Raw genomic sequence first — 19972 nt, 5'->3', positions numbered from 1 at the left:
AATGGCTTTGATCCCCGGACTGACCGGCAAAGCCAGTGTGTTGGTCTGCGGTGCAAGCCGAGGCATAGGCCTGGCGCTGTGCACGGCATTGCTGGCCCGCGACGATGTTAGCCGGGTCTGGGCCGTGGCGCGGCACGCCAGCGCCGCTGACGGGCTGCTTGCACTTGCCCAGGCACATGGCGAACGCGTGGTACTCCTGGACTACGATGCGCGCGACGAGCTGGCACTTACCGCGCTTGCAAGCGAGGTGGGCATTGCCTGCACGCACCTTCATCTGGTGATCAGCACACTCGGCCTCCTCCACAAGGAGGGGGCCAAAGCCGAGAAGTCGCTGGGCCAATTGAACCTCGCCAGTTTGCAGGCCAGCTTCGCCACCAATGCGTTCGCCCCCATCTTGTTGCTCAAGCACCTGCTGCCATTGCTGCGCAAACAGCCCGCAACCTTTGCAGCGCTGTCGGCCAGGGTTGGCTCGATCGGCGACAACCGACTGGGTGGCTGGTACAGCTATCGTGCGAGCAAGGCGGCGCTGAATCAGCTACTGCACACGGCAAGCATCGAGCTGAAACGCCTCAACCCTGCGGCTACCGTGTTGGCACTGCATCCGGGAACCACCGATACCGAACTGTCGCGACCGTTTCAAGGGAACGTGCCGGAGGGGAAGCTGTTTGAGCCGGCATTTGCCGCACAGTGCGTGATCGAGCAGGTGGGGCGGCTTGGGCCGGCAGAGAGTGGAAGCTTTTGGGGGTGGGACGGCGAGCGGATCGTGTGGTGAGTGCACTCGCGCCGGGTGCACTGTTGCAGCCCGGCCGAGGCAGTGCGTTCCGCGGAAAAGGTGTTTCGACTTCATTGGAACGCTCCACAAGGCTAGATCTGCCGCCCACCGTGGGCCGGTGCGGCAGCGGGCGGATTCTAGAGCGGCGGCATGATGGCCCGGGGAATCTTTGCCTATCTTTACAATCTGCCCAGACCCAGTGAGCGCCGGCACGACGCCCTTGACCCGCGCCCTCGCACCACCGCATGCTCGAACGCTTCCACCCACGCTCAAGGAACGATTGCATGAAGCTGGAAACCCTCGCCGTCCATGCGGGCTTCAGCCCCGACCCGACCACCCGGGCGGTGGCCGTACCCATTTACCAGACCACCTCCTTCGCCTTCGACGACACCCAGCACGGTGCCGACCTGTTCGACCTGAAGGTGGCCGGCAACATCTACTCGCGCATCATGAACCCCACCAACGACGTGCTGGAGCAGCGCATGGCCGCCCTCGAAGGCGGGGTTGGCGCGCTGGCGGTGGCCTCGGGCATGGCAGCCATCACCTACACCATCCAGACGGTCGCCGAGGCCGGCGACAATATTGTCTCGGTGGCCAAGCTGTACGGTGGTACCTACAACTTGCTGGCCCATACCCTGCCACGCATGGGTATCCATACCCGCTTCGCCGCCCATGACGACATCGCGGGCCTCGAAGCATTGATTGACCCACGCACCAAGGCGGTGTTCTGCGAGTCCATCGGCAACCCCGCCGGCAATATCGTCGATATCGCTGCACTGGCCGAAGCCGCCCACCGCCATGGTGTGCCCCTGATCGTCGACAACACCGTGGCCACCCCAGTGCTGTGCCGCCCATTCGAACATGGTGCGGACATTGTCGTGCATTCGCTGACCAAGTACATCGGCGGCCACGGCACCAGCATCGGCGGCATCGTCATCGACTCCGGCAAGTTCCCCTGGGCGGACAACAAAGAACGTTTCGCCCTGCTCAATACGCCCGACCCTTCCTACCACGGCGTCACCTATACCGAGGCCTTTGGCCCCGCCGCCTTCATCGGCCGCTGCCGCGTGGTGCCGTTGCGCAACACCGGCGCCGCGCTGTCGCCGTTCAACGCCTTCCTGATCCTGCAAGGCCTGGAAACGTTGGCCCTGCGCATGGAACGCCACACCGAAAACGCCCTGAAGGTCGCCCATTACCTGCAGGCTCACGAACAGGTGGCCTGGGTGAAGTATGCCGGGCTGCCGGACCACCCCGAGCATGAACTGGCCCAGCGTTACACCGGTGGCAAGCCCGCTTCGATCTTGTCATTTGGCATCAAGGGAGGCCAGGCGGCCGGTGCACGCTTCATCGATGCGCTGCAACTGGTGGTGCGCCTGGTGAACATCGGCGACGCCAAGTCGCTGGCCTGCCACCCCGCCTCCACCACCCACCGCCAGCTCAACGATGAAGAGCTGGAAAGGGCCGGCGTGCCACGGGACATGGTGCGTTTGTCGATCGGCATCGAGCACAGTGACGACATCATCGCCGACCTGGCCCAGGCACTGGAGGCCAGCCGCACCTAATGCATCCGCGCCCCACCCAATACTGACGGCGGGCGCACCTTCTCTGAGCCTGGACACCCCCGCAATGACCCTGTTCTACGTTAAGCTGATTGTCACGCCCCTGCTGATGTGGGCCATTTCCCTTGCCTCGCGGCGCTGGGGCGGCCTGCTGGGTGGGCTGCTGTCCGGCCTGCCGATCACCTCCGCGCTAGTGATGACCTTTCTGTGCCTGGAACAGGGCACAGCCTTCGCCTTGGGCGCATTGCCCGGCGCGCTGGGCGGCCTGGCGGCGGTGCAAGCCACCTATATGTTTTACCTGTTGGCCACACGCAGGCTCGGCCTCGCCCAGGCCGTGCCGCTGGCTTTGCTGTTTTACGGGTTGGCTGCCTATGCGTTTACGCACTGGGGCAACCTGTACCTGTCGATTGCCGTGGCGCTGGTGCTGATCGGTGTGCTGATACGCGCCAGCGGTCACGAGCCCAAACCCGATACCCTAGCCCGCCCCCGGCACCGGTACTGGGAGATCCCGCTGCGAATGGTAGCTGCCACGTCCCTGCTGCTGATCACCACCCGCCTGGCCAGCTGGCTGGGCCCGGCAACCAGCGGGATGCTGGCGCCGATTCCAGTGATTGCCTGGCCGCTGGTGGTGTTCGCCCATGTGCAGAATGGCCGGGCCGGCATGGCGGCCATGGTGCGGGGCAATGCGATTGGGGCGGTGGGCGTAATTGCGTTTTACCTGGTGCTGGCAGCATTGCTCGACACGTGGGGCGTTACCGTCGCCATCAGCCTGGCCATGCTCTGCGCCGTGGCGCTGACCGTTGGGCTGGCCACGGTATTGCGGCGGCGCTGACTAGCCTGCGCGGGGTGGCTCAGCACTGCTCAGTCGAACGCCCCGTTCAACACTTCGTAAATAATCCCGGTTGCCGCAGCGACAAGTATCAGGTCCGCACCCGCCTGCATCCACTCATAGCCATCGTAGTGAGGCAACTGTCCCAGCAAGCGACCGTCCAGCTTCTTGGCGATGCCGGGCGGCAGCGGCTTGCCACGCGCCAGGTTTTTCTGAATGCCGGGCGACAATGCAGGCCCTGGGCTCCAGTAACTGCGGTGACCGCCAAGAATAGCCAGCACATCGCCGCGGTCGATGGACGGGCCACCATGCCAATCGTTACCGCCCTTCCCCTGCTTGTGGCTACCTGCATTGCCCTGGCCTTGAGCATGCTTTGCCTTGCCGTGACCCTGCCCTTTGCCGTTACCTGGGTCGGCAAAGGTCGGGCCAGCGGCGAATGCCACTGCCAACGCAGTCAGCAGGGCTGTCAGGTGTGATGTTTTGGCCATGGGAGCATCCTTCGCAAATGAGCGTTGCCCAAACTATAGACGGTGAACAGCGCTAACCGGCACTGCTCGCCCACATCGAACTCCGCACAACCGGGCCTCGTCACGCATGGCTACGGGGTTGCCCTGCGCATCCGCCCACTGATCAAAACACCGACCAGCCAATCCGCGAACTCAGCAACTCCAGCGCCGCCATCCCGGCGAGGGAGTTGCCCGCCGCATTCAACTCCGGCGACCACACGCACACCGTGAATTGCCCCGGCACGATCGCCACAATCCCGCCCCCCACGCCACTCTTGCCAGGCAACCCCACCCGATAGGCGAAATTCCCTGCTTCGTCATACAGTCCGCTGGTGGCCATGATCGAGTTCACCTGTTGCGTCTGGCGTCGGGTCAGAATCTGCTCACCGCTGTGCTTGCAGAACCCATCGTTGGCCAGGAAGCAGAACGCCCGGGCCAGATCCAGGCAGTTCATTTGCAGCGCGCAGTAGCTGAAATAACTGCGCAGCACAGCCTCCACCTCGTTATGGAAGTTGCCAAAGGACTGCATCAGGTAAGCCATGGCCGCGTTGCGCGCGCGGAATTGATATTCAGAATCTGCAACACGGGCATCGATCGAGATGTGGGGGTTGCCCGAGAGCCGTCGTACGAAATCGCGCATCGACAACGTGGGTGCTGCAAAGCGCGACTGGTTGATATCACAGATCACCAACGCACCCGCATTGATGAAGGGGTTGCGTGGGCGACCGCGCTCGAACTCCAGCTGTACCAGCGAGTTGAACGGCTGCCCCGACGGCTCATGGCCAAGCCGCTCCCAAATGGCTTCACCCGAGTGCCCGATCGCCTGAACCAGGCTGAACACCTTGGAAATACTCTGCACCGAAAATGGCACCAGGGCGTCGCCCGCGCAGTGATAGCTGCCATCATTGCCGTAGACTGCGATGCCCAACTGGTTCGCCGGCACATCGGCCAGCGCAGGAATGTAGTCCGCCACTTTGCCCTTGCCGATCAAGGGACGTACTTCTTCAAGAATCTCATTCAACAGCGTTTGCATGGAAAGCCCTGTTTCAGTCCCCAGACGACGGCTAAGGGGTAGCCTTCTTGACGAAGGTCGAGCGGAAGAAATCACACATTCGGCAAGAAATGCCGCTTTACCCTGTGGCCTATGGCTCGATGCCCTAACCTATGCTGTGCTTGGTTCGCCGATGCACAGAACGTGCAACCGCCAGGTGCAGTGGCCGCTAACCAAGGAATGGAGGACCAACGATGCCAGCTTGCCCCCTACCCGCTGACGAAGTGCTTCGCCAGCGCACGCTCGATGACATGAACCTGGTCGATACACCCGCCGAGCATTACCTCGATACCTTGGTACGGCTCACCCAGGACCTGGCCCATGTGGACACCGTGCTTATCAGCCTCATCGACCAGGACCGGCAGTGGTTCAAGGCCCGGATAGGGCTTGAGGCAAGTGAGACGACGCGCAGTGTTTCATTCTGCGGCTACGCCATTCTCGGTTACGATACGTTGATGGTCCCCGATGCCACGTGCGATACGCGATTCGTCGACAATCCGCTCGTGCTCAACGCACCCTATATCCGCTTTTACGCCGGCCACCCGTTGCGCGCCGGCAACGGCAAAGCCATCGGTACGCTGTGCATGTTCGACCCCCAGCCACGCGTGCTCAGCGAGGCGCAACAAGCGAACTTCAGGGACCTGGCCACGCTTGCCGAGGGATATCTGCAGCTGCGCACCCTGGCACAGGTGAACCGCGACCTGCGCCTTGAAATGGATCGCGAGCAGCGCAAAGCCCTGCTCGACCCTTTGACACAACTCTGGAACCGCGGCGCGTTGTCCGCGTTTGAAGCACATGAACGGCGCTTGGCCGAGGTGAACGGCTTACAGTTGGGGGCGGTTTATGCCGACCTCGATCATTTCAAAGCCATCAACGACAAGCACGGCCATGGCGGTGGTGACAAGGTGCTGTGCGAAACTGCCCGCCGCCTGCGCGCTGCACTGCGCCCCGATGACCTGCTCGTGCGCCATGGGGGTGAGGAGTTCGTCGCGATTTTGCAGGTCAAGGACAGCGAAGAGCTGCAGCGGATTGCTGAGCGCATTCGGGAACAGGTGGGTGCAGGCGCGATGCAGTTGCCCAGTGGTCAATTGAAGGTAAGCCTAAGCATAGGGTGTACCCTGTTTGCCAAAGGTGAAACGCTGAATGATGCACTGGAGCGCGCCGATAAGGGGCTCTATACCGCCAAACAGAACGGGCGTGATCGGGTTGTTTATGTAGCGCCGCCTTGTTGAGACGAGCACGATCCGGGCTGTGTTGCGGTATGCTCGCCCTGCTTGCAACGACCCAGGCGTAATCACTTATTGGGCGTACTTCCTGGCCCCGGCCACGCAGATCACAGCCCCCAGCGTCACCACCAGCATCAACCAGCTGACCTGCTCGTGCAGCAGCAACGCCGCCAGCCCAAGCCCCATGAACGGCTGAAACAGTTGCAGCTGCCCCACAGCCGCAATGCCCCCCTGGACAAGCCCCCGGTACCAGAACACAAAGCCAATCAGCATGCTGAACAGCGAAACGTAGCCAAAGCTGAACCACGCCGGCGCACTTACCTTGGCAAAGGCATCAGGTGCCGGAAAATTAACGACCGTCAGCAGCAGCATGAACGGCAACGCCACCAGTAATGCCCAACTGATCACCTGCCACCCGCCCAATGTGCGCGACAGCCGCGCCCCTTCTGCATACCCCAAGCCACACACCACCACCGCTGCCGTCATCAGCAGGTCGCCCACCAACGACCCTTCGCCGCCATTCATCAACGCATAGCCCGCGACCAGCCCGGCCCCCATGAACGAGAACAGCCAGAACAACGGCCGAGGCCGCTCACCGCCCCGCAAAACGGCAAACCCAGCGGTACACAGCGGCAGCAGCCCGACAAAAACAATGGAATGGGCAGAGGTGACATGCTGGAGCGCCAGTGCCGTCAGCAACGGGAACCCGATGACAACGCCCAGCGCTGTTACCGCCAATGACGCCAAATCACCCCGCTTCGGCCGAGGCTGGCGCAGCACGATCAAGAACAGCGCACCCAACAAGGCGGCAATGGTGGCCCTGGCACAGGTCAGAAACGTCGGTTCAAAGTCCGCCACGGCCACGCGGGTTGCCGGCAACGAGCCCGCAAAAATGGCGACGCCTATGAAGCCATTGATCCACCCGCTTGTTGATCTTTCCATCGTTCATTCCTCGATAAGCCAGGCGTCAGTACATCACTGACGGGCTCACCCAGGCCATGTACAATCCAATACAGTTAAACCGAACTGTTATGCATATTAATCCAGCACAGTTGAGGGTGCGATGAAACGCAGCGGCACGCGAATTCGAACGGTCATGGCCGAGATCCAGTCCAGGATCGCCTCTCGCACCTACACCCCCGGCGCAAGAATTCCATCCGTCCGCGCCATGGCCCAGACCATGCAGGTGTCGGTTTCTACCGTGCTTGAGGCCTATGAACGGTTAATGGCCGAGGGTGTACTCAGCGCTCGCCCAGGCTCCGGCTTTTACGTCGCAGGGCCAGTGGCGCCATTGGCGCTGACCGAACTTGGCCCCAAACTGGATCGTGTCGTCGACCCGCTGTGGATCTCGCGCCAATCACTTGAAACCTCCCTCGATGCGTTGAAACCAGGGTGCGGGTGGCTACCGCCTTCCTGGATGTACGAAGCGGGTGTGCGTAAAGCGCTTCGCATGGTTGCCCGTTCTGACGCGTCAAAACTGACGGAGTACGCTTCACCGCTTGGCTATCCACCGCTCCGGCAGTTCTTGTCGCGGCGGCTGTCAGGCATCGGGGTCGAAGCCCCGCTTGAACAGATCATGCTCACCGAGTCCGGCACCCATGCCATCGACCTGATTTGCCGTTTTCTGCTGGAGCCGGGCGACACGGTGCTGGTGGACGACCCCTGCTATTTCAACTTTCACGCACTGCTGAAAGCACACCGGGTGAACGTTGTGGGCGTGCCTTACACGCCGACCGGCCCGGACATCGCTGCATTCGGCGCTGCCCTGCTCGCGCATGCGCCCCGGTTGTACATCACAAATTCCGGCATCCACAACCCGACCGGGGCCACCCTGTCGCCGGTCACGGCACACAGGCTGCTGAAGCTGGCCGACACCTACAACCTGGTGATTGTCGAGGACGACATTTTCGGCGACTTCGAACATACACCCGCGCCACGCCTGTCTGCGTTCGATGGCCTCTCACGTGTCATCCAGATCGGCAGCTTTTCCAAAACCATTTCCGCTTCAATCCGCTGCGGCTACATTGCTGCGCGCGGTGAATGGATCGAGGGCCTGGTCGACCTCAAGATTGCGACCACCTTCGGCGGTGGGCGCCTGGCGGCCGACATCATCCACCACGCGATTACCGATAGCGGGTACCGAAAGCACATGGAGAGCGTGCGCGTTCGGTTGGCCGAGCAAATGGACAAAACGGTAGCCAGGCTTCAGGCGCTTGGTATCAAGCCCTGGATCATTCCCCAGGCGGGCCTGTACGCCTGGTGCCAGCTGCCGCAAGGCAAGGATGCAGCAACGCTGGCCAGGGCTTGTTTGAATGAGGGTGTAGTGCTGGCGCCCGGGAATGCCTTTAGCCAGTCCATGACTGCGGGGGATTTTCTGCGGTTCAACGTTGCGCAGTCGGGGGACGCCAGAATCTATGACGTGTTGAAACGGGCACTGGGTGCCTAGTGGCCCGATCAATCCATCTCGCTACCTCGGTCAGCCGCTACCGAAGGCCTGCCCAGATTGATTCGAGCGCCAAACATCGCGTGAACGTTGGCGATCAAATCCTCCATCGCGAATGGCTTGATCAACACGGCCGATGCGTTGCGCAATACCTCATCCTCAAACACTGAAGGGCTGGCGTAACCGGTCATGAAAATGACCGGTAACCCTACACGCGTTTGTCGCCCGAATTTCGCCATCTCCCGGCCGTCGAGCCCTCCCGGCAGTCCGATATCAGTCACCAGCAAATCGATGCGAGTGTCAGAAGCCAGCAGTTGCTGCCCGGCCTGGCTATCAGCGGCCTCGATAACCGTGCACCCCAAACCGCTGAGCACTTCACTGACAAACAATCGCACAGAGGGCTCGTCATCCACAATCAGCACATTGCGGTCAGACCATTGGGGTGAAAAATCGGGGTGGGTCTCTGCCGGGCCGATGTTTTCAGGCTGCCCTTGATCGATTGGCAGAAAAAGCTGCACCCGGGTTCCTGCCCCTTCTTCGGAAGCAATCCTGACTTGCCCGCCCGACTGCTTGGCAAAGCCATATACCATCGACAACCCCAGCCCTGTGCCTTCGCCCATCGCTTTGGTAGTGAAGAACGGCTCGCACGCTTTCGACAGTGTTTCGGCCGACATTCCCATGCCATTGTCCGCCACACTGATGGCGAGGTACGAACCCGGCTGCAGCTCGGCATCCAGGCCCGGGCCTGCCTCAAGGGCCTCGTTTGCAGTAGTGATGGTGATATTGCCTGCACGCTTGCCAATGGCATCCCGTGCATTGATGCAGAGGTTCAGCAGCGAGTTCTCGACCTGAACCGGGTCTACCAGGCAGGTGGAAAGCTGCGCTTTCAAATCGACTTTCAGAAGAATCATTGGTCCGACGGTGCGCCGCACAAGGTCCTCCAGGCCGCCTATCAGGCCATTGACCTCGGTACGGGTGGCCTGCAAAGGCTGCCGGCGTGAAAATGCCAGCAACCGATGGGTCAGGGCCGCCGCCTTGTGCGCCGCCCGGTGCGCGACCTCAATGTAGCGCTCGACGTCCGCCAACCGCCCTTGCTTGCCCCGCAGCCTGGCCAGGTCCAGGCTGCCGGTGATGCCTGCCAGCAGATTATTGAAGTCGTGTGCGATACCGCCCGTGAGCTGGCCTATCGCTTCCATTTTTTGCGATTGGCGCAGCGCCTCTTGCGCGGCCTCACGCTGGGCCACGGCTTCGCTGATGCGCTCTTCCAGCGTGCGGTTGAGGTTCAAAAGCGCGGCCTCGGCCTGTTTTCTTGCGGTAACGTCTATGGAAGAACCGATGAGCCCTATGACGTTTCCCGCCTCATCGAGCAAGGGGGCCTTGACGGAGAGCCATGTCGTTGCAGAACCGTCCGGCATGTCGACCCGCTCCTCGACCTGCACAGCCTTGCCGCCACGCATGATCTGCTGGTCGGTCTGCATCACCTGGCGCGCCTGCGCCTTGTCTTCGAGGAATTCGAGGTCCGTCTTGCCCAGGTAGAATTCTGGCGGTTTGCCGATCAGTTGCGTTGCCCCATGGTTGGCAATGAGCATCCTGCCTTCCAGGTCTTTTGCATACACAACCCCAGGCACTGCGGCAGTAAAGGTACGCAACAACGCCGATACGCGGTCTCGCTCAGCCTCAGCTGCCCTTCGCGACTCGATGTCCATGAGCACGCCAGGGAAGCGTATGGCCTGCCCTTCGGCATCCAGCTCGGCATGCCCGTTGGCCTCGATCCAGTGATACAGCCCGGCTTCGTTACGAACGCGATATTCACAACGGAACGTACCACCTCGAGACATCGCTTCATGGATATCCCGGGAAACGCGCTCACGATCACCCGGGTAGATCGAGTTGAAGGCTTCGGCGATTGGAATGCCCGCTTCACACTTTTGAGCAGGAATGCCGAAGGACCGGGAGAAACGTTCGTCTGCCGTTACCCGGTCGTTCGGAATATCCCAGACCCACGTACCCACGACTGCAGCGGCGTCCAGCACCAGACGCAGTTGTTCGGACGAATGTTCCGTAACAACCTCGTTCGCAGACCGCACACCTGCTGCTGGCAGTGGGCCCAGCGGGTCGATCCCATCTTTATCCATGACTCACCTCTGTCGCTTGCTCCACATCATAGTCTCACGGGCGACAGAAACCGAATTGAACAGCCTGCCCGGTCACACGCGACGGCTGAGCCTTGGGGCACACGTAAAAGGCCCGCGCCAAGGACGCGGGCCGTTCAGCGAAATGCCAGGCCGGTGAACAGTGGAGTAATCGCCTTCATCCCCAATTTCCTTTTGCTGTGAAGGTGAACATGCGACGCTGCAGGAAGAAACCTGCTTGCCGCTTAGCGATGCCCAGTTTCTGGGCCATCACGTGCTTCAAGCAGAAGAGCACTGGGTGTACCGGATGGCTGTACCCTCGTCCCGGGTTCCCCAGCCATCACACGAGACAGTGGAGTGTCGCGGGTTTCTGATTCAGGAGGTGTCGCAACTCCAGGTAAAACCGAGCAACGTCGAGCTGCTCCGGCGTGAAGGTTTCATCGCTGTCGAAGGGTGATTCATCGGTCGCCCCCCCGCCGGGCTGGGCCCGACAGGTATACCGCGATAGCGCCTGCGTCAGGCAAGCGCCTCACGGCTGTGTTGACCGTCTACCAACCGCTGCAGGCCTAGTGGGTTAGCGTTTTTCAGGGCATCGGGCAGCAGCGCGTCCGGGTAGTCCTGGTAGCACACCGGGCGCAGGAACCGGTCGATGGCCAGGGTGCCGACTGAGGTACCGCGGGCATCGGAAGTGGCTGGGTAAGGCCCGCCATGTACCATCGCATCGCATACTTCGACACCGGTCGGGTAGCCGTTGACCAACAGGCGCCCCGCCTTGCGCTGCAGAACCGGCACCAGCGCAGCAAAGCGCTGGAAGTCTTCCGGCTCGGCAATGAGGGTGGCGGTCAGTTGCCCGTGCAGGGCTTGCAGAGCGCGGCGCAGGTCGGCTTCGTCGGCCACTTCGACCACCACCGTGGCAGGCCCGAATACCTCCTCCTGAAGCAACGCATCGCCGTTGAGCAGCAGGCTCACATCGGCCTGGAACAGCTGGGCGTGGGCCTGGTCGCCGGCCTGTTCGGCGCCGGCCAGGTGGCGTACGCCCGGGTGCTGGTGCAGGCGCTGCACACCGCTGGCATAACTGCGCAAGGTACCGGCATTGAGCATGGTCTGCGCGGGCTGGTCTGCCAGTTGCGCGCCCAGTACCGCAACGAAGGCGCTGAACGCTTCGCCAGCGATGCCGATGACCAGCCCGGGGTTGGTGCAGAACTGCCCGCAACCCAGCACCACCGAGGCGGCCAGTTCCTTGGCCACCTGGTCGCCACGGGCCTGCAACGCCGCGGGCAACACCAGCACCGGGTTGATGCTGCTCATTTCAGCGAACACCGGGATCGGTTGCGGGCGCGCCGCCGCCAGGTCGCACAGGGCACGGCCTCCCTTGAGCGAACCGGTAAAGCCCACGGCCTGGATCGCCGGGTGGCGTACCAGCGCTTCGCCGACACCGGCACCGTAGATCATGTTGAACACACCAGCTGGCATGCCGGTGGCTACCGCTGCACGCTCGACGGCCTCGGCCACCCGCTCGGCAGTGGCCATATGGCCGCTGTGCGCCTTGACCACGACCGGGCAGCCGGCAGCCAGCGCTGCTGCGGTGTCACCGCCGGCGGTGGAGAAGGCCAGTGGGAAGTTGCTGGCGCCGAACACGGCCACCGGACCAACACCGGTACGGTACTGGCGCAGGTCAGGGCGTGGCAGCGGTTGGCGCTGTGGCTGCGCGCGATCAATGCGCGCCCCCAGGTAGTCGCCACGGCGCAGCACCTTGGCGAACAGGCGCATCTGGTTGCTGGTACGGCCACGCTCGCCCTGAATGCGCCCAGCCGGCAACGCGGTCTCGCGGCACACGGTGGCGACGAAGGTATCGTCCAGCGCATCCAGCTGGTCGGCAATGGCATCAAGAAACTGCGCGCGGCGCTCTGGCACCAAGGCGTTGTACTCGGCAAATGCCGCTTCGGCGGCCTGTGCCGCGGCAGCCACTTCCTCAGGGGTGGCCTGGGCAAAGGCTATAGGCAATGCTTCGCCGGTGCGCGCATCGAGGCTGTGCAGGCGCACACTGCCGGCAGCACTGCGCTGGCCGCCAATGAAGTTGCTTCCAGACATGGTTGACTCCTGTAACAAAAGAAAGAGGGCGCAAGGGCGCATGGCAGTCGGTCAGCGATCCCAGCTTCATTGACTGACCGGCGACTCGTTCAAAGGCTTTTCACCAGGCCCGGGCGAACCTGCCCGGACGCTGCTGCAATGCCGTTGCGCAGCGGCTGGCCAAAGGCGTCAAGGCTGACCTCGAAGGTATCGCCCGGGCGGGCCTGGATGCCGTCGGCAAACGACAGCGTGGCGGTGCCAAAATAATGCACATGGATATCGCCAGCACGCAGGAACTGGGCGTACTTGAAATGATGGAACTCAAGGTTCTCGAAGCTGTGGCACATGTTCTGCTCGCCCGAAAGAAACGGCTTGCTCCACAGTTCCTGGCCATCTCGCAAGATGCGGCTGGTGCCTTCCAGATGGGCCGGTAAAGCACCCAGGCGCAGCTCTGGGCCGAAGCTGCAGGCGCGCAGCTTGGAGTGTGCCAGGTACAGGTAATTGCGCCGTTCCATGACATGGTCGGAGAACTCGTTGCCCAGGGCGTAGCCGAGGCGGTAAGGCGTGCCGTCGGCACCGATCAGGTACAGCCCGACCAGCTCTGGCTCCTCGCCCGCATCTTCGGCAAAGGCCGGCAGCGGCAGGTCGGCGCCGGGGCGCACGACGATGCCGCCATCGCCTTTGTAGAACCACTCCGGCTGCGCCCCCTCTTCACCCGCTGGCGGTCGCCCGCCCTCCAGGCCCCACTGGAACATGCGCATACTGTCGGTCACGGCACCTTCGGCTTGCTGCTGGTGCATCTTGTCGCGCGTGGCGGCGCTGCCCAGATGGGTAAGCCCGGTACCGGTCACCAGGCAGTGAGCCGGGTCCGGATGGTCCAGCGGTGGCAACACACGGCCTTCGGCCAACAGGGCCAAGTAGTCGTGGCGCTCGCCCAGGCCTGCGGCCTGTACTTCGCTGGCCAGGTCACGGCCGGCGGCAATGGCCTGCAACGCCAGTTCACGTGTGCTGTTGGCGCCCAATACTTCAAGGGCGTACTCGCCTTCCACCACGCCCACACGGCGCTGGCCGCCAGCGGTTTCGAATTGAATCAGTCGCATGCTTGTGCTCGCTTATCGGTTGCAAGGATTAGCGGGAGGCCTAGGCCGCCCGCGTGGAAGCCAGGCGCTGGCGGCGCTCCAGGCGGTTGTAGACCACGCCCGTGAGCAACACCCCGCACAGCATCACCAGCGCCAGAAAATACAGGCCCGACGACAGCTGCCCGGTGTATTCCTTGAGCGCGCCGATGCCGAACGGGCCAAGGTAGCCGCCGAGGTTGCCGATCGAGTTGATCAAGGCGATGCCCGCCGCCGCGCTGGCACCGGAGAAGAACCGCCCCGGCAGCGTCCAGAAGATGGCCGTGCAGGAGAACAGCGCGAACGCCACCAGGCACAGCGCGGCCAACTGCAGCACAGGCATGGTCAGCCAGGCGCTGAAGAACAGGCCGATGGCACCCAGTGCGTACAGCAGGCCAAGGTGGCCGTAGCGATCGTTCAGGCGGTCGGAGCTGCGCGGCACGATCAGCAGGCCGATGATGCCGAACAGGTAGGGCACCGCCGAGACAAAACCGGTGACCAGGTCACTGCCGCCAAACTGGTGGATCAGCGTGGGCAGCCACAGGCCCAGGCCATAAATGCTCAGGGTCATCGGCAAGTAGAACAGCGCCAGCAACAGCACCCGGCCATCTTTCAGGGCATGCAGCGGGTTGCCATGACGGGTCTGGCCGAACTCGCGCAGGTCGTTGGCCAACTGCTCCTGCAGCCAGTTGCGTTGCTCGTCGCTGAGCCAGCGCACCTTGGCAGGCCCGTCCGGTAGCAGGCGCAGTGTGGGCCATGCCAACAACACCGCCGGCGTGCCGATGCAGATGAACAGCCACTGCCAGCCATGCAGGCCGTAGATGCCCTCAAGCCCCAACAGCGCGCCGGACAACGGCCCGGTGATCAGCATGGCCAGTGGCTGCGAGAGAATGAAGAAGCCCAGGACCTTGCCGCGATGGCGCACCGGGTACCACTGGGTGATGTAGTACAGCACGCCAGGGAAGAAGCCCGCCTCGGCGGCGCCCAGCAAGAAACGCATCACGTAGAAGCCGTTAGGCCCGGTGACAAACGCCATGCCAACGGTGATCGCGCCCCAGGTTACCAGGATGCGGGCGAACCAACGACGTGCGCCAAAGCGGTCGAGCAACAGGTTGCTCGGCACCTCGAACAGAAAATAACCGATGAAGAACAGCCCGGCGCCAAGGCCATAGGCAGCGTCACCCAGGCCGATGTCGGCGCCCATGTGCAGCTTGGCAAAGCCCACCGCCGAGCGATCGACATAGGCCACCAGGTAAAGCAGAACCAGAAAAGGGATGAGTTTCAGTGTGATCAGGCGGACGAGCCGCTGCTCCTGAATCATGGCGATGTCTCCAATTGTTCTTGTAATGGGCACAGCACCTGGCCGGGGCTTTATGGCAGACCTCCAACCTGGCGAAACGATCATATAGTATTACTATTTAGAACAACAAGCCTTCACAGATGCCTTTTTAGCCGGTAGAGTCAGCCACATAACGACAATTAGTAATACTAATTAGGTGTCCCGCCATGTCTGATAAACAACACCCCCTGCGCTCTGCCCAATGGTTTGGTACCGCCGACAAGAACGGCTTCATGTACCGCAGCTGGATGAAGAACCAGGGCATCCCGGACCACGAATTCCAGGGCAAGCCGATCATCGGCATCTGCAACACCTGGTCGGAGCTGACCCCGTGCAACGCCCACTTCCGCAAGATTGCCGAGCACGTAAAAAAGGGCGTGCTGGAGGCTGGCGGCTTCCCGGTGGAGTTCCCGGTGTTCTCCAGCGGCGAGTCCAACCTGCGCCCCACTGCCATGCTCACCCGCAACCTGGCGAGCATGGATGTGGAAGAAGCGATTCGCGGCAACCCGGTAGACGCCGTGGTGCTGCTGACCGGCTGCGACAAGACCACCCCGGCGCTGCTGATGGGCGCTGCGAGCTGCGACGTGCCAGCGATCGTGGTCACCGGTGGGCCGATGCTCAACGGCAAGCACAAAGGCAAGGACATTGGCGCCGGCACCATCGTCTGGCAGATGCACGAGGCCTATAAAGCCGGCCAGATCGACCTCAACGAGTTCCTCTCGGCCGAGGCCGGCATGTCGCGCTCGGCGGGCACCTGCAACACCATGGGCACCGCGTCGACCATGGCCTGCATGGCCGAGGCGCTGGGCACTTCGCTGCCGCACAACGCCGCCATCCCGGCGGTGGATTCACGGCGCTATGTACTCGCCCACCTGTCGGGCATGCGCATTGTCGACATGGTCCGCGAAGACCTGCGCCTGTCGAAGATCCTCACCCGCGAAGCTTTTGAGAACGCCATCCGCGTCAACGCCGCCATTGGTGGTTCGACCAACGCCGTGATCCACCTGAAGGCGATTGCCGGGCGCATTGGCGTAGACCTGCAACTGGAAGACTGGACCCGCGTCGGCCGTGGCACCCCGACCTTGGTCGACCTGCAGCCCTCGGGCCGCTTCCTGATGGAAGAGTTCTACTACGCTGGCGGCCTGCCGGCGGTCATCCGCCGCCTGGGCGAACATGGCCTGCTGCCCAACCCAACCGCGCTGACCGCCAATGGCAAGAGCCTGTGGGACAACTGCCAGGCCGCGCCGCTGTATGACGAAGAAGTCATCCGCCCGATCGACAAACCGCTGGTGGCCGATGGCGGCATCTGCATCCTGCGCGGCAACCTGGCGCCCAAGGGCGCGGTACTCAAGCCATCGGCGGCAACACCGGCACTGATGCAGCACCGTGGCCGCGCCGTAGTGTTTGAAAACTTCGAGGACTACAAGGCACGCATCAACGACCCTGAGCTGGAGGTGGACGCCAACTCGGTGCTGGTGATGAAGTACTGCGGGCCCAAGGGCTACCCGGGCATGGCCGAGGTCGGCAACATGGGTTTGCCCGCCAAGCTGCTGGCCCAGGGCGTGACCGACATGGTGCGTATTTCCGACGCCCGCATGAGCGGCACCGCCTACGGCACCGTGGTGCTGCACGTCGCGCCCGAGGCGGCGGCGGGCGGGCCATTGGCAGTGGTACGCGAAGGTGACTGGATCGAGCTGGATTGCAAGGAAGGCCGGCTGCACCTGGACATTTCCGCCGAGGAACTGGCCGGCCGCCTGGCCGACCTGCAAACCCCGCCACAGTTGATCAGCGGCGGTTATGCGAAGCTGTACCTGGACCACGTGATGCAGGCTGATGAAGGGTGCGACTTCGACTTCCTGGTCGGTTGCCGCGGAGCGGCAGTGCCCAAGCATTCACACTGAGGCTGAGGGTGGTGGGGGCTTCAAAGGGTTTGGCTGTGGATGCTTTGCGCCTGTGAGATCGAGCGCCGTCCGCGCGGCGCATCGCGAGCTGCGCTCGCTCCTACGTTTGTTTCGGGCCAATTAGTCCTGTGGGATTTGCGCGCGTACGCCTTGGCGCATGGCTCGATATCACGTCGTACAAATAAGGCGGTCGCGCGCGCCTGTCACAGGCGTTACTGGCCCGAAACAAACGTAGGAGCGAGCGCAGCTCGCGATGCGCCGCGCGGGCGGCGCTCGATCTCATCTGCGCTGCACATGCCACGTCGAACCACCTGCCGCCCAAACATCTCAAAACAGCGCCCCCCCGAACAAAGGCCGCCACTCAACCACTAATGCTATGATGCCCACCCCGCCCGAAGGACCACCCGCGCCCCACATGAACTACCGCCAGCCCACCACGCGCAAAAGCATGCATGCCACCCTGGTCCAGGACCTCGGCCTGCAAATCGTATCCGGCCAACTCGCACCTGGGCAAAAGCTGCCCTCCGAAGCCAGCCTGTGCGAAAGCTACGCGATCAGCCGGCCGGTGTTTCGCGAAGCGATGCGCGCCCTTACCGCCAAGGGCCTGGTCGAAGCTCGCCCGCGAGTCGGCACCCTGGTGCGGCCCCGCCATGACTGGCACATGCTCGACCCCGACGTGCTGCACTGGCTGATGCAGGCCACCCCGCAGAAAGACTTCTTCAACACCTTGTCCAGCGTACGCTGGGTCATCGAACCCGCCGCCGCCGCACTGGCCGCCACCAACGCCACTGCCGAGGATGTCGAGTCGATCGGCGAGGCCTACCAGCGCATGGAAGCCGCGCGCACCCATGAAGAGCGCCTGCAACCCGACCTGGACTTCCACGCCCGCATCGCCGACGCCACCCACAACGACTTGCTGGCCTACCTGTGCAACATGCTGTCGATGGCCCTGCGCGAATCGGTGCGCTATTCCAACCAGCGGCCGAACTTTGATCAGCTCGCCCTGCCCCGGCACAAGGCGATTCTTACGGCTATCCAGAACGGCGACGCGCTCGGGGCGCGGCATGCATCGCTGGTACAGCTTGAAGATGCACGCGTGGCGTTGAGCAAGGTGTTGGGGCAAGACCCTACGAGTTGAAATTCAACCTGTAGCCCACGGGATCGGCGGCTCCCCACGCGTGGGATGGATCGATGGGCGCTGGCGGTCCTTGTAGCAGGCAATCTTCTGCACGAAGACTTCCGGCGCGGGTCAGTTTCGAGGCCTGTCATGTTCGGCACGTTGCAACAAATGTGGGAGCGAGTTTGCCCCGCGAAGCGCCGTGAGGGCGGCGCTAGATGTCAGCAGCCCCACACGACTCAAGGCAGGCGCATGCAGGCCACTGATCAATCCCCGAAAGCCCTCTGGAAACTGAAGAAAAAGTCGGCGTAATCGTCAGATCTCAAGATTTTGTGAGCTCAGTGAAGAAAATCTCGTCGCTCAAGATAAAACTGAAGGAAATGGCCTTTCTGGAAAACCATGACGCCGTCTACAAGGCCGTGGAGCAAGCACGTTCCAGAGGCACATCAAAATCCACAGGAACTCACGCACGTCTAGCCATATCCCCCAGTTCCGACCTCCTCCATGAAGTCCGCAAGATACGCCTCAACCCGCGCATGCCGCTCAGCCGCAAGGCGAGCGCCTTCACAGGTTTTAAAGCCTGAAGCAAGCTTGAGCAGCTTGGTATGGAAGTGCTCGATCGCATAAGTCGTGTCCTGATATTCCCGACCCAGTGCAGCGGGGTTCTCGAAATCGTACAGCGCCGCCCCCGTGCGCCCGGATACGTAAAAGCACCGGGCGATACCCACTGCACCGATGGCGTCCAGGCGATCACTGTCCTGGAGAATTCTGGCCTCAAGGGTGAGTGGTTCGATGCCTGCCGAGTAGCTGTGGGTTTTGACTGCATGCGCCACTTGGTCGATGCGCTGCGTGGGCCATCCCATGTCAGCCAGGATTGACGTCGCCTTCTGTGCCGACAGCGTTGACGCCTGCCCGCGCAAGGGCGAGTTCTTTTCTACTGCGACACAGTCATGCAGCAGAACCGCTGCAAGCAGCACTTCCAGGTCGCCGCCTTCTACATGCTGTATCCGTTGCGCGTTGACCCACACGCGATGGATGTGGGACAGGTCGTGGGAGCCGTCTGAGTGGTCAGCGGGTAAATGCTTCAGTAAGTCAGCGGCCAAATGCTGGAAAGGGGCAAAAGCTTCGTTAGTCATCGTGGGTACGTTCCACTGTCATCGTGAGACATCAATTTGACACTCCCTCATCAGTTTGCAGACAAGGCGAACCGCATGGTGCGTCTGGTATGCCCAATCTTGAACGTGTTCGCTGGCATGCGGGATGGCTGGACCAGGCTTGCGCAGCAAAACCAATAAGGTACCCGCTACCTTTCAAGCCTTGCGATCAAGGCCGCATCAGAGGCTCGATCCCGATCCATTTCCTGATTGGGTGATAGCACAACTGCAACGGCGATTCAGTTCGACATCTTTCGTAGGCCGCAGTGACGTCCCGTAAGGCGCGGCAATTATAGATATCTGCTTTACCGAATATTTGAATAAGCATATATTCGGACATCCAGATATTGCCGTACACGCATTCCCCAGGAGGTCACATGCGGGAAACACTGAATCCCCCCATCGTTTTCAAATGCCTGGCTGATGACACCCGGGCCCGGATGACCCTGCTGATCGCCCGTGAAGGCGAACTCTGTGTCTGCGAACTTACCCACGCGCTGGAGCTGAGCCAGCCGAAGATCTCCCGGCATCTTGCCCAGTTGCGCGAGGCTGGAATCCTGATGGATCGCCGCAAGGGTCAATGGGTGTACTACCGACTGCATCCCGAACTGCCTCAGTGGGTGGACGCGATGCTGAAGGGAGTGGTCGATGCCAACCAGGAATGGTTGAGCCCCGATGCATTGCGCCTTGCCGAAATGGGCGAGCGGCCGCAGAGCCCTGTTGCCTGTGCTTGAGACTTCCCTTCGCTGATTGAGTTG

16 protein-coding genes are annotated in these 19972 nt (G+C 62.3%); 8 read left to right on the top strand and 8 right to left on the bottom strand.

Annotation, left to right across the window (positions count from 1 at the left end):
* The first annotated feature begins 1 nt into the window (after nucleotide 1).
* The 3 genes from D8767_RS12175 (at nucleotide 2) to D8767_RS12165 (ending at nucleotide 3163) form a co-directional block, all read left to right on the top strand.
* Nucleotides 2-772, top strand: a complete 771-nt coding sequence (locus tag D8767_RS12175; protein ID WP_016711220.1) for an SDR family NAD(P)-dependent oxidoreductase — start codon at nucleotides 2-4, stop codon at nucleotides 770-772.
* 284 nt (nucleotides 773-1056) lie between these two features.
* Nucleotides 1057-2334, top strand: a complete 1278-nt coding sequence (locus D8767_RS12170) for a bifunctional O-acetylhomoserine aminocarboxypropyltransferase/cysteine synthase (protein ID WP_016711221.1) — start codon at nucleotides 1057-1059, stop codon at nucleotides 2332-2334.
* Nucleotides 2335-2398: 64 nt separating this feature from the next.
* A complete protein-coding gene (locus D8767_RS12165; protein WP_016711222.1) occupies nucleotides 2399-3163 on the top strand; it encodes a hypothetical protein in 765 nt (254 codons plus the stop codon).
* A gap of 29 nt (nucleotides 3164-3192) precedes the next feature.
* Here the strand turns inward: D8767_RS12165 and D8767_RS12160 are convergent, their stop codons facing one another.
* Together D8767_RS12160 and glsB are read right to left on the bottom strand one after the other, a co-directional pair.
* The gene (locus D8767_RS12160; protein WP_016711223.1) at nucleotides 3193-3648 is read right to left on the bottom strand and encodes an anti-virulence regulator CigR family protein; all 456 of its coding nucleotides are present in this window, start codon (nucleotides 3646-3648) and stop codon (nucleotides 3193-3195) included.
* Between the two features lie 142 nt (nucleotides 3649-3790).
* A complete protein-coding gene (glsB, locus tag D8767_RS12155; RefSeq protein ID WP_016711224.1) occupies nucleotides 3791-4699 on the bottom strand; it encodes a glutaminase B in 909 nt (302 codons plus the stop codon).
* A 212-nt stretch (nucleotides 4700-4911) separates the two neighbouring features.
* On the opposite strand from glsB, the gene D8767_RS12150 reads away from it, so the two are divergent.
* Entirely contained in the window at nucleotides 4912-5949 is a 1038-nt protein-coding gene (locus tag D8767_RS12150) for a sensor domain-containing diguanylate cyclase (RefSeq protein WP_016711225.1), read from the top strand.
* Between the two features lie 66 nt (nucleotides 5950-6015).
* Here the strand turns inward: D8767_RS12150 and D8767_RS12145 are convergent, their stop codons facing one another.
* The gene (locus D8767_RS12145) at nucleotides 6016-6885 is read right to left on the bottom strand and encodes a DMT family transporter (RefSeq protein ID WP_016711226.1); all 870 of its coding nucleotides are present in this window, start codon (nucleotides 6883-6885) and stop codon (nucleotides 6016-6018) included.
* Nucleotides 6886-7006: 121 nt separating this feature from the next.
* Between D8767_RS12145 and D8767_RS12140 the strand changes: the two genes are divergently transcribed.
* On the top strand, nucleotides 7007-8389 hold the full coding sequence (locus tag D8767_RS12140; RefSeq protein ID WP_016711227.1) for a PLP-dependent aminotransferase family protein: 1383 nt from the start codon (nucleotides 7007-7009) through the stop codon (nucleotides 8387-8389).
* A gap of 8 nt (nucleotides 8390-8397) precedes the next feature.
* Here D8767_RS12140 and D8767_RS12135 read toward each other — a convergent pair whose 3' ends face one another.
* The 4 genes from D8767_RS12135 to D8767_RS12115 all read right to left on the bottom strand — a co-directional run bounded on the left by D8767_RS12135 (nucleotide 8398) and on the right by D8767_RS12115 (nucleotide 15024).
* Nucleotides 8398-10521, bottom strand: coding sequence for a PAS domain-containing sensor histidine kinase (locus tag D8767_RS12135; RefSeq protein WP_016711228.1), 2124 nt, complete (start codon nucleotides 10519-10521; stop codon nucleotides 8398-8400).
* A gap of 513 nt (nucleotides 10522-11034) precedes the next feature.
* Entirely contained in the window at nucleotides 11035-12609 is a 1575-nt protein-coding gene (locus D8767_RS12125) for an aldehyde dehydrogenase (NADP(+)) (protein WP_016711230.1), read from the bottom strand.
* An 89-nt stretch (nucleotides 12610-12698) separates the two neighbouring features.
* The gene (gene araD1 / locus D8767_RS12120) at nucleotides 12699-13688 is read right to left on the bottom strand and encodes an AraD1 family protein (protein ID WP_016711231.1); all 990 of its coding nucleotides are present in this window, start codon (nucleotides 13686-13688) and stop codon (nucleotides 12699-12701) included.
* Nucleotides 13689-13728: 40 nt separating this feature from the next.
* Entirely contained in the window at nucleotides 13729-15024 is a 1296-nt protein-coding gene (locus D8767_RS12115; RefSeq protein WP_016711232.1) for an MFS transporter, read from the bottom strand.
* A 185-nt stretch (nucleotides 15025-15209) separates the two neighbouring features.
* Here D8767_RS12115 and D8767_RS12110 point away from each other — a divergent pair, with 185 nt between their 5' ends.
* Nucleotides 15210-16943 carry an IlvD/Edd family dehydratase gene (locus tag D8767_RS12110; RefSeq protein WP_063977621.1) on the top strand — a complete coding sequence of 578 codons (1734 nt, stop codon included), beginning with the start codon at nucleotides 15210-15212 and terminating at the stop codon, nucleotides 16941-16943.
* A gap of 415 nt (nucleotides 16944-17358) precedes the next feature.
* Complete coding sequence (locus D8767_RS12105) at nucleotides 17359-18081, top strand: FadR/GntR family transcriptional regulator (RefSeq protein ID WP_016711234.1); 723 nt, start codon at nucleotides 17359-17361, stop codon at nucleotides 18079-18081.
* A gap of 452 nt (nucleotides 18082-18533) precedes the next feature.
* Here the strand turns inward: D8767_RS12105 and D8767_RS12100 are convergent, their stop codons facing one another.
* Nucleotides 18534-19196: an HD domain-containing protein gene (locus D8767_RS12100; RefSeq protein ID WP_016711235.1), complete on the bottom strand. Its 663-nt coding sequence runs from the start codon at nucleotides 19194-19196 to the stop codon at nucleotides 18534-18536.
* Nucleotides 19197-19591: 395 nt separating this feature from the next.
* Between D8767_RS12100 and D8767_RS12095 the strand changes: the two genes are divergently transcribed.
* Nucleotides 19592-19948 (top strand): metalloregulator ArsR/SmtB family transcription factor, encoded by a 357-nt coding sequence (locus D8767_RS12095; protein ID WP_016711236.1) that lies wholly within the window; start codon nucleotides 19592-19594, stop codon nucleotides 19946-19948.
* Nucleotides 19949-19972 lie beyond the last annotated feature (24 nt).

The sequence above is a fragment of the Pseudomonas sp. LTGT-11-2Z genome (assembly GCF_003691445.1).
Classification (GTDB): Bacteria; Pseudomonadota; Gammaproteobacteria; order Pseudomonadales; family Pseudomonadaceae; genus Aquipseudomonas; species Aquipseudomonas monteilii.
This window is presented reverse-complemented; position numbering and strand designations above follow the sequence as displayed.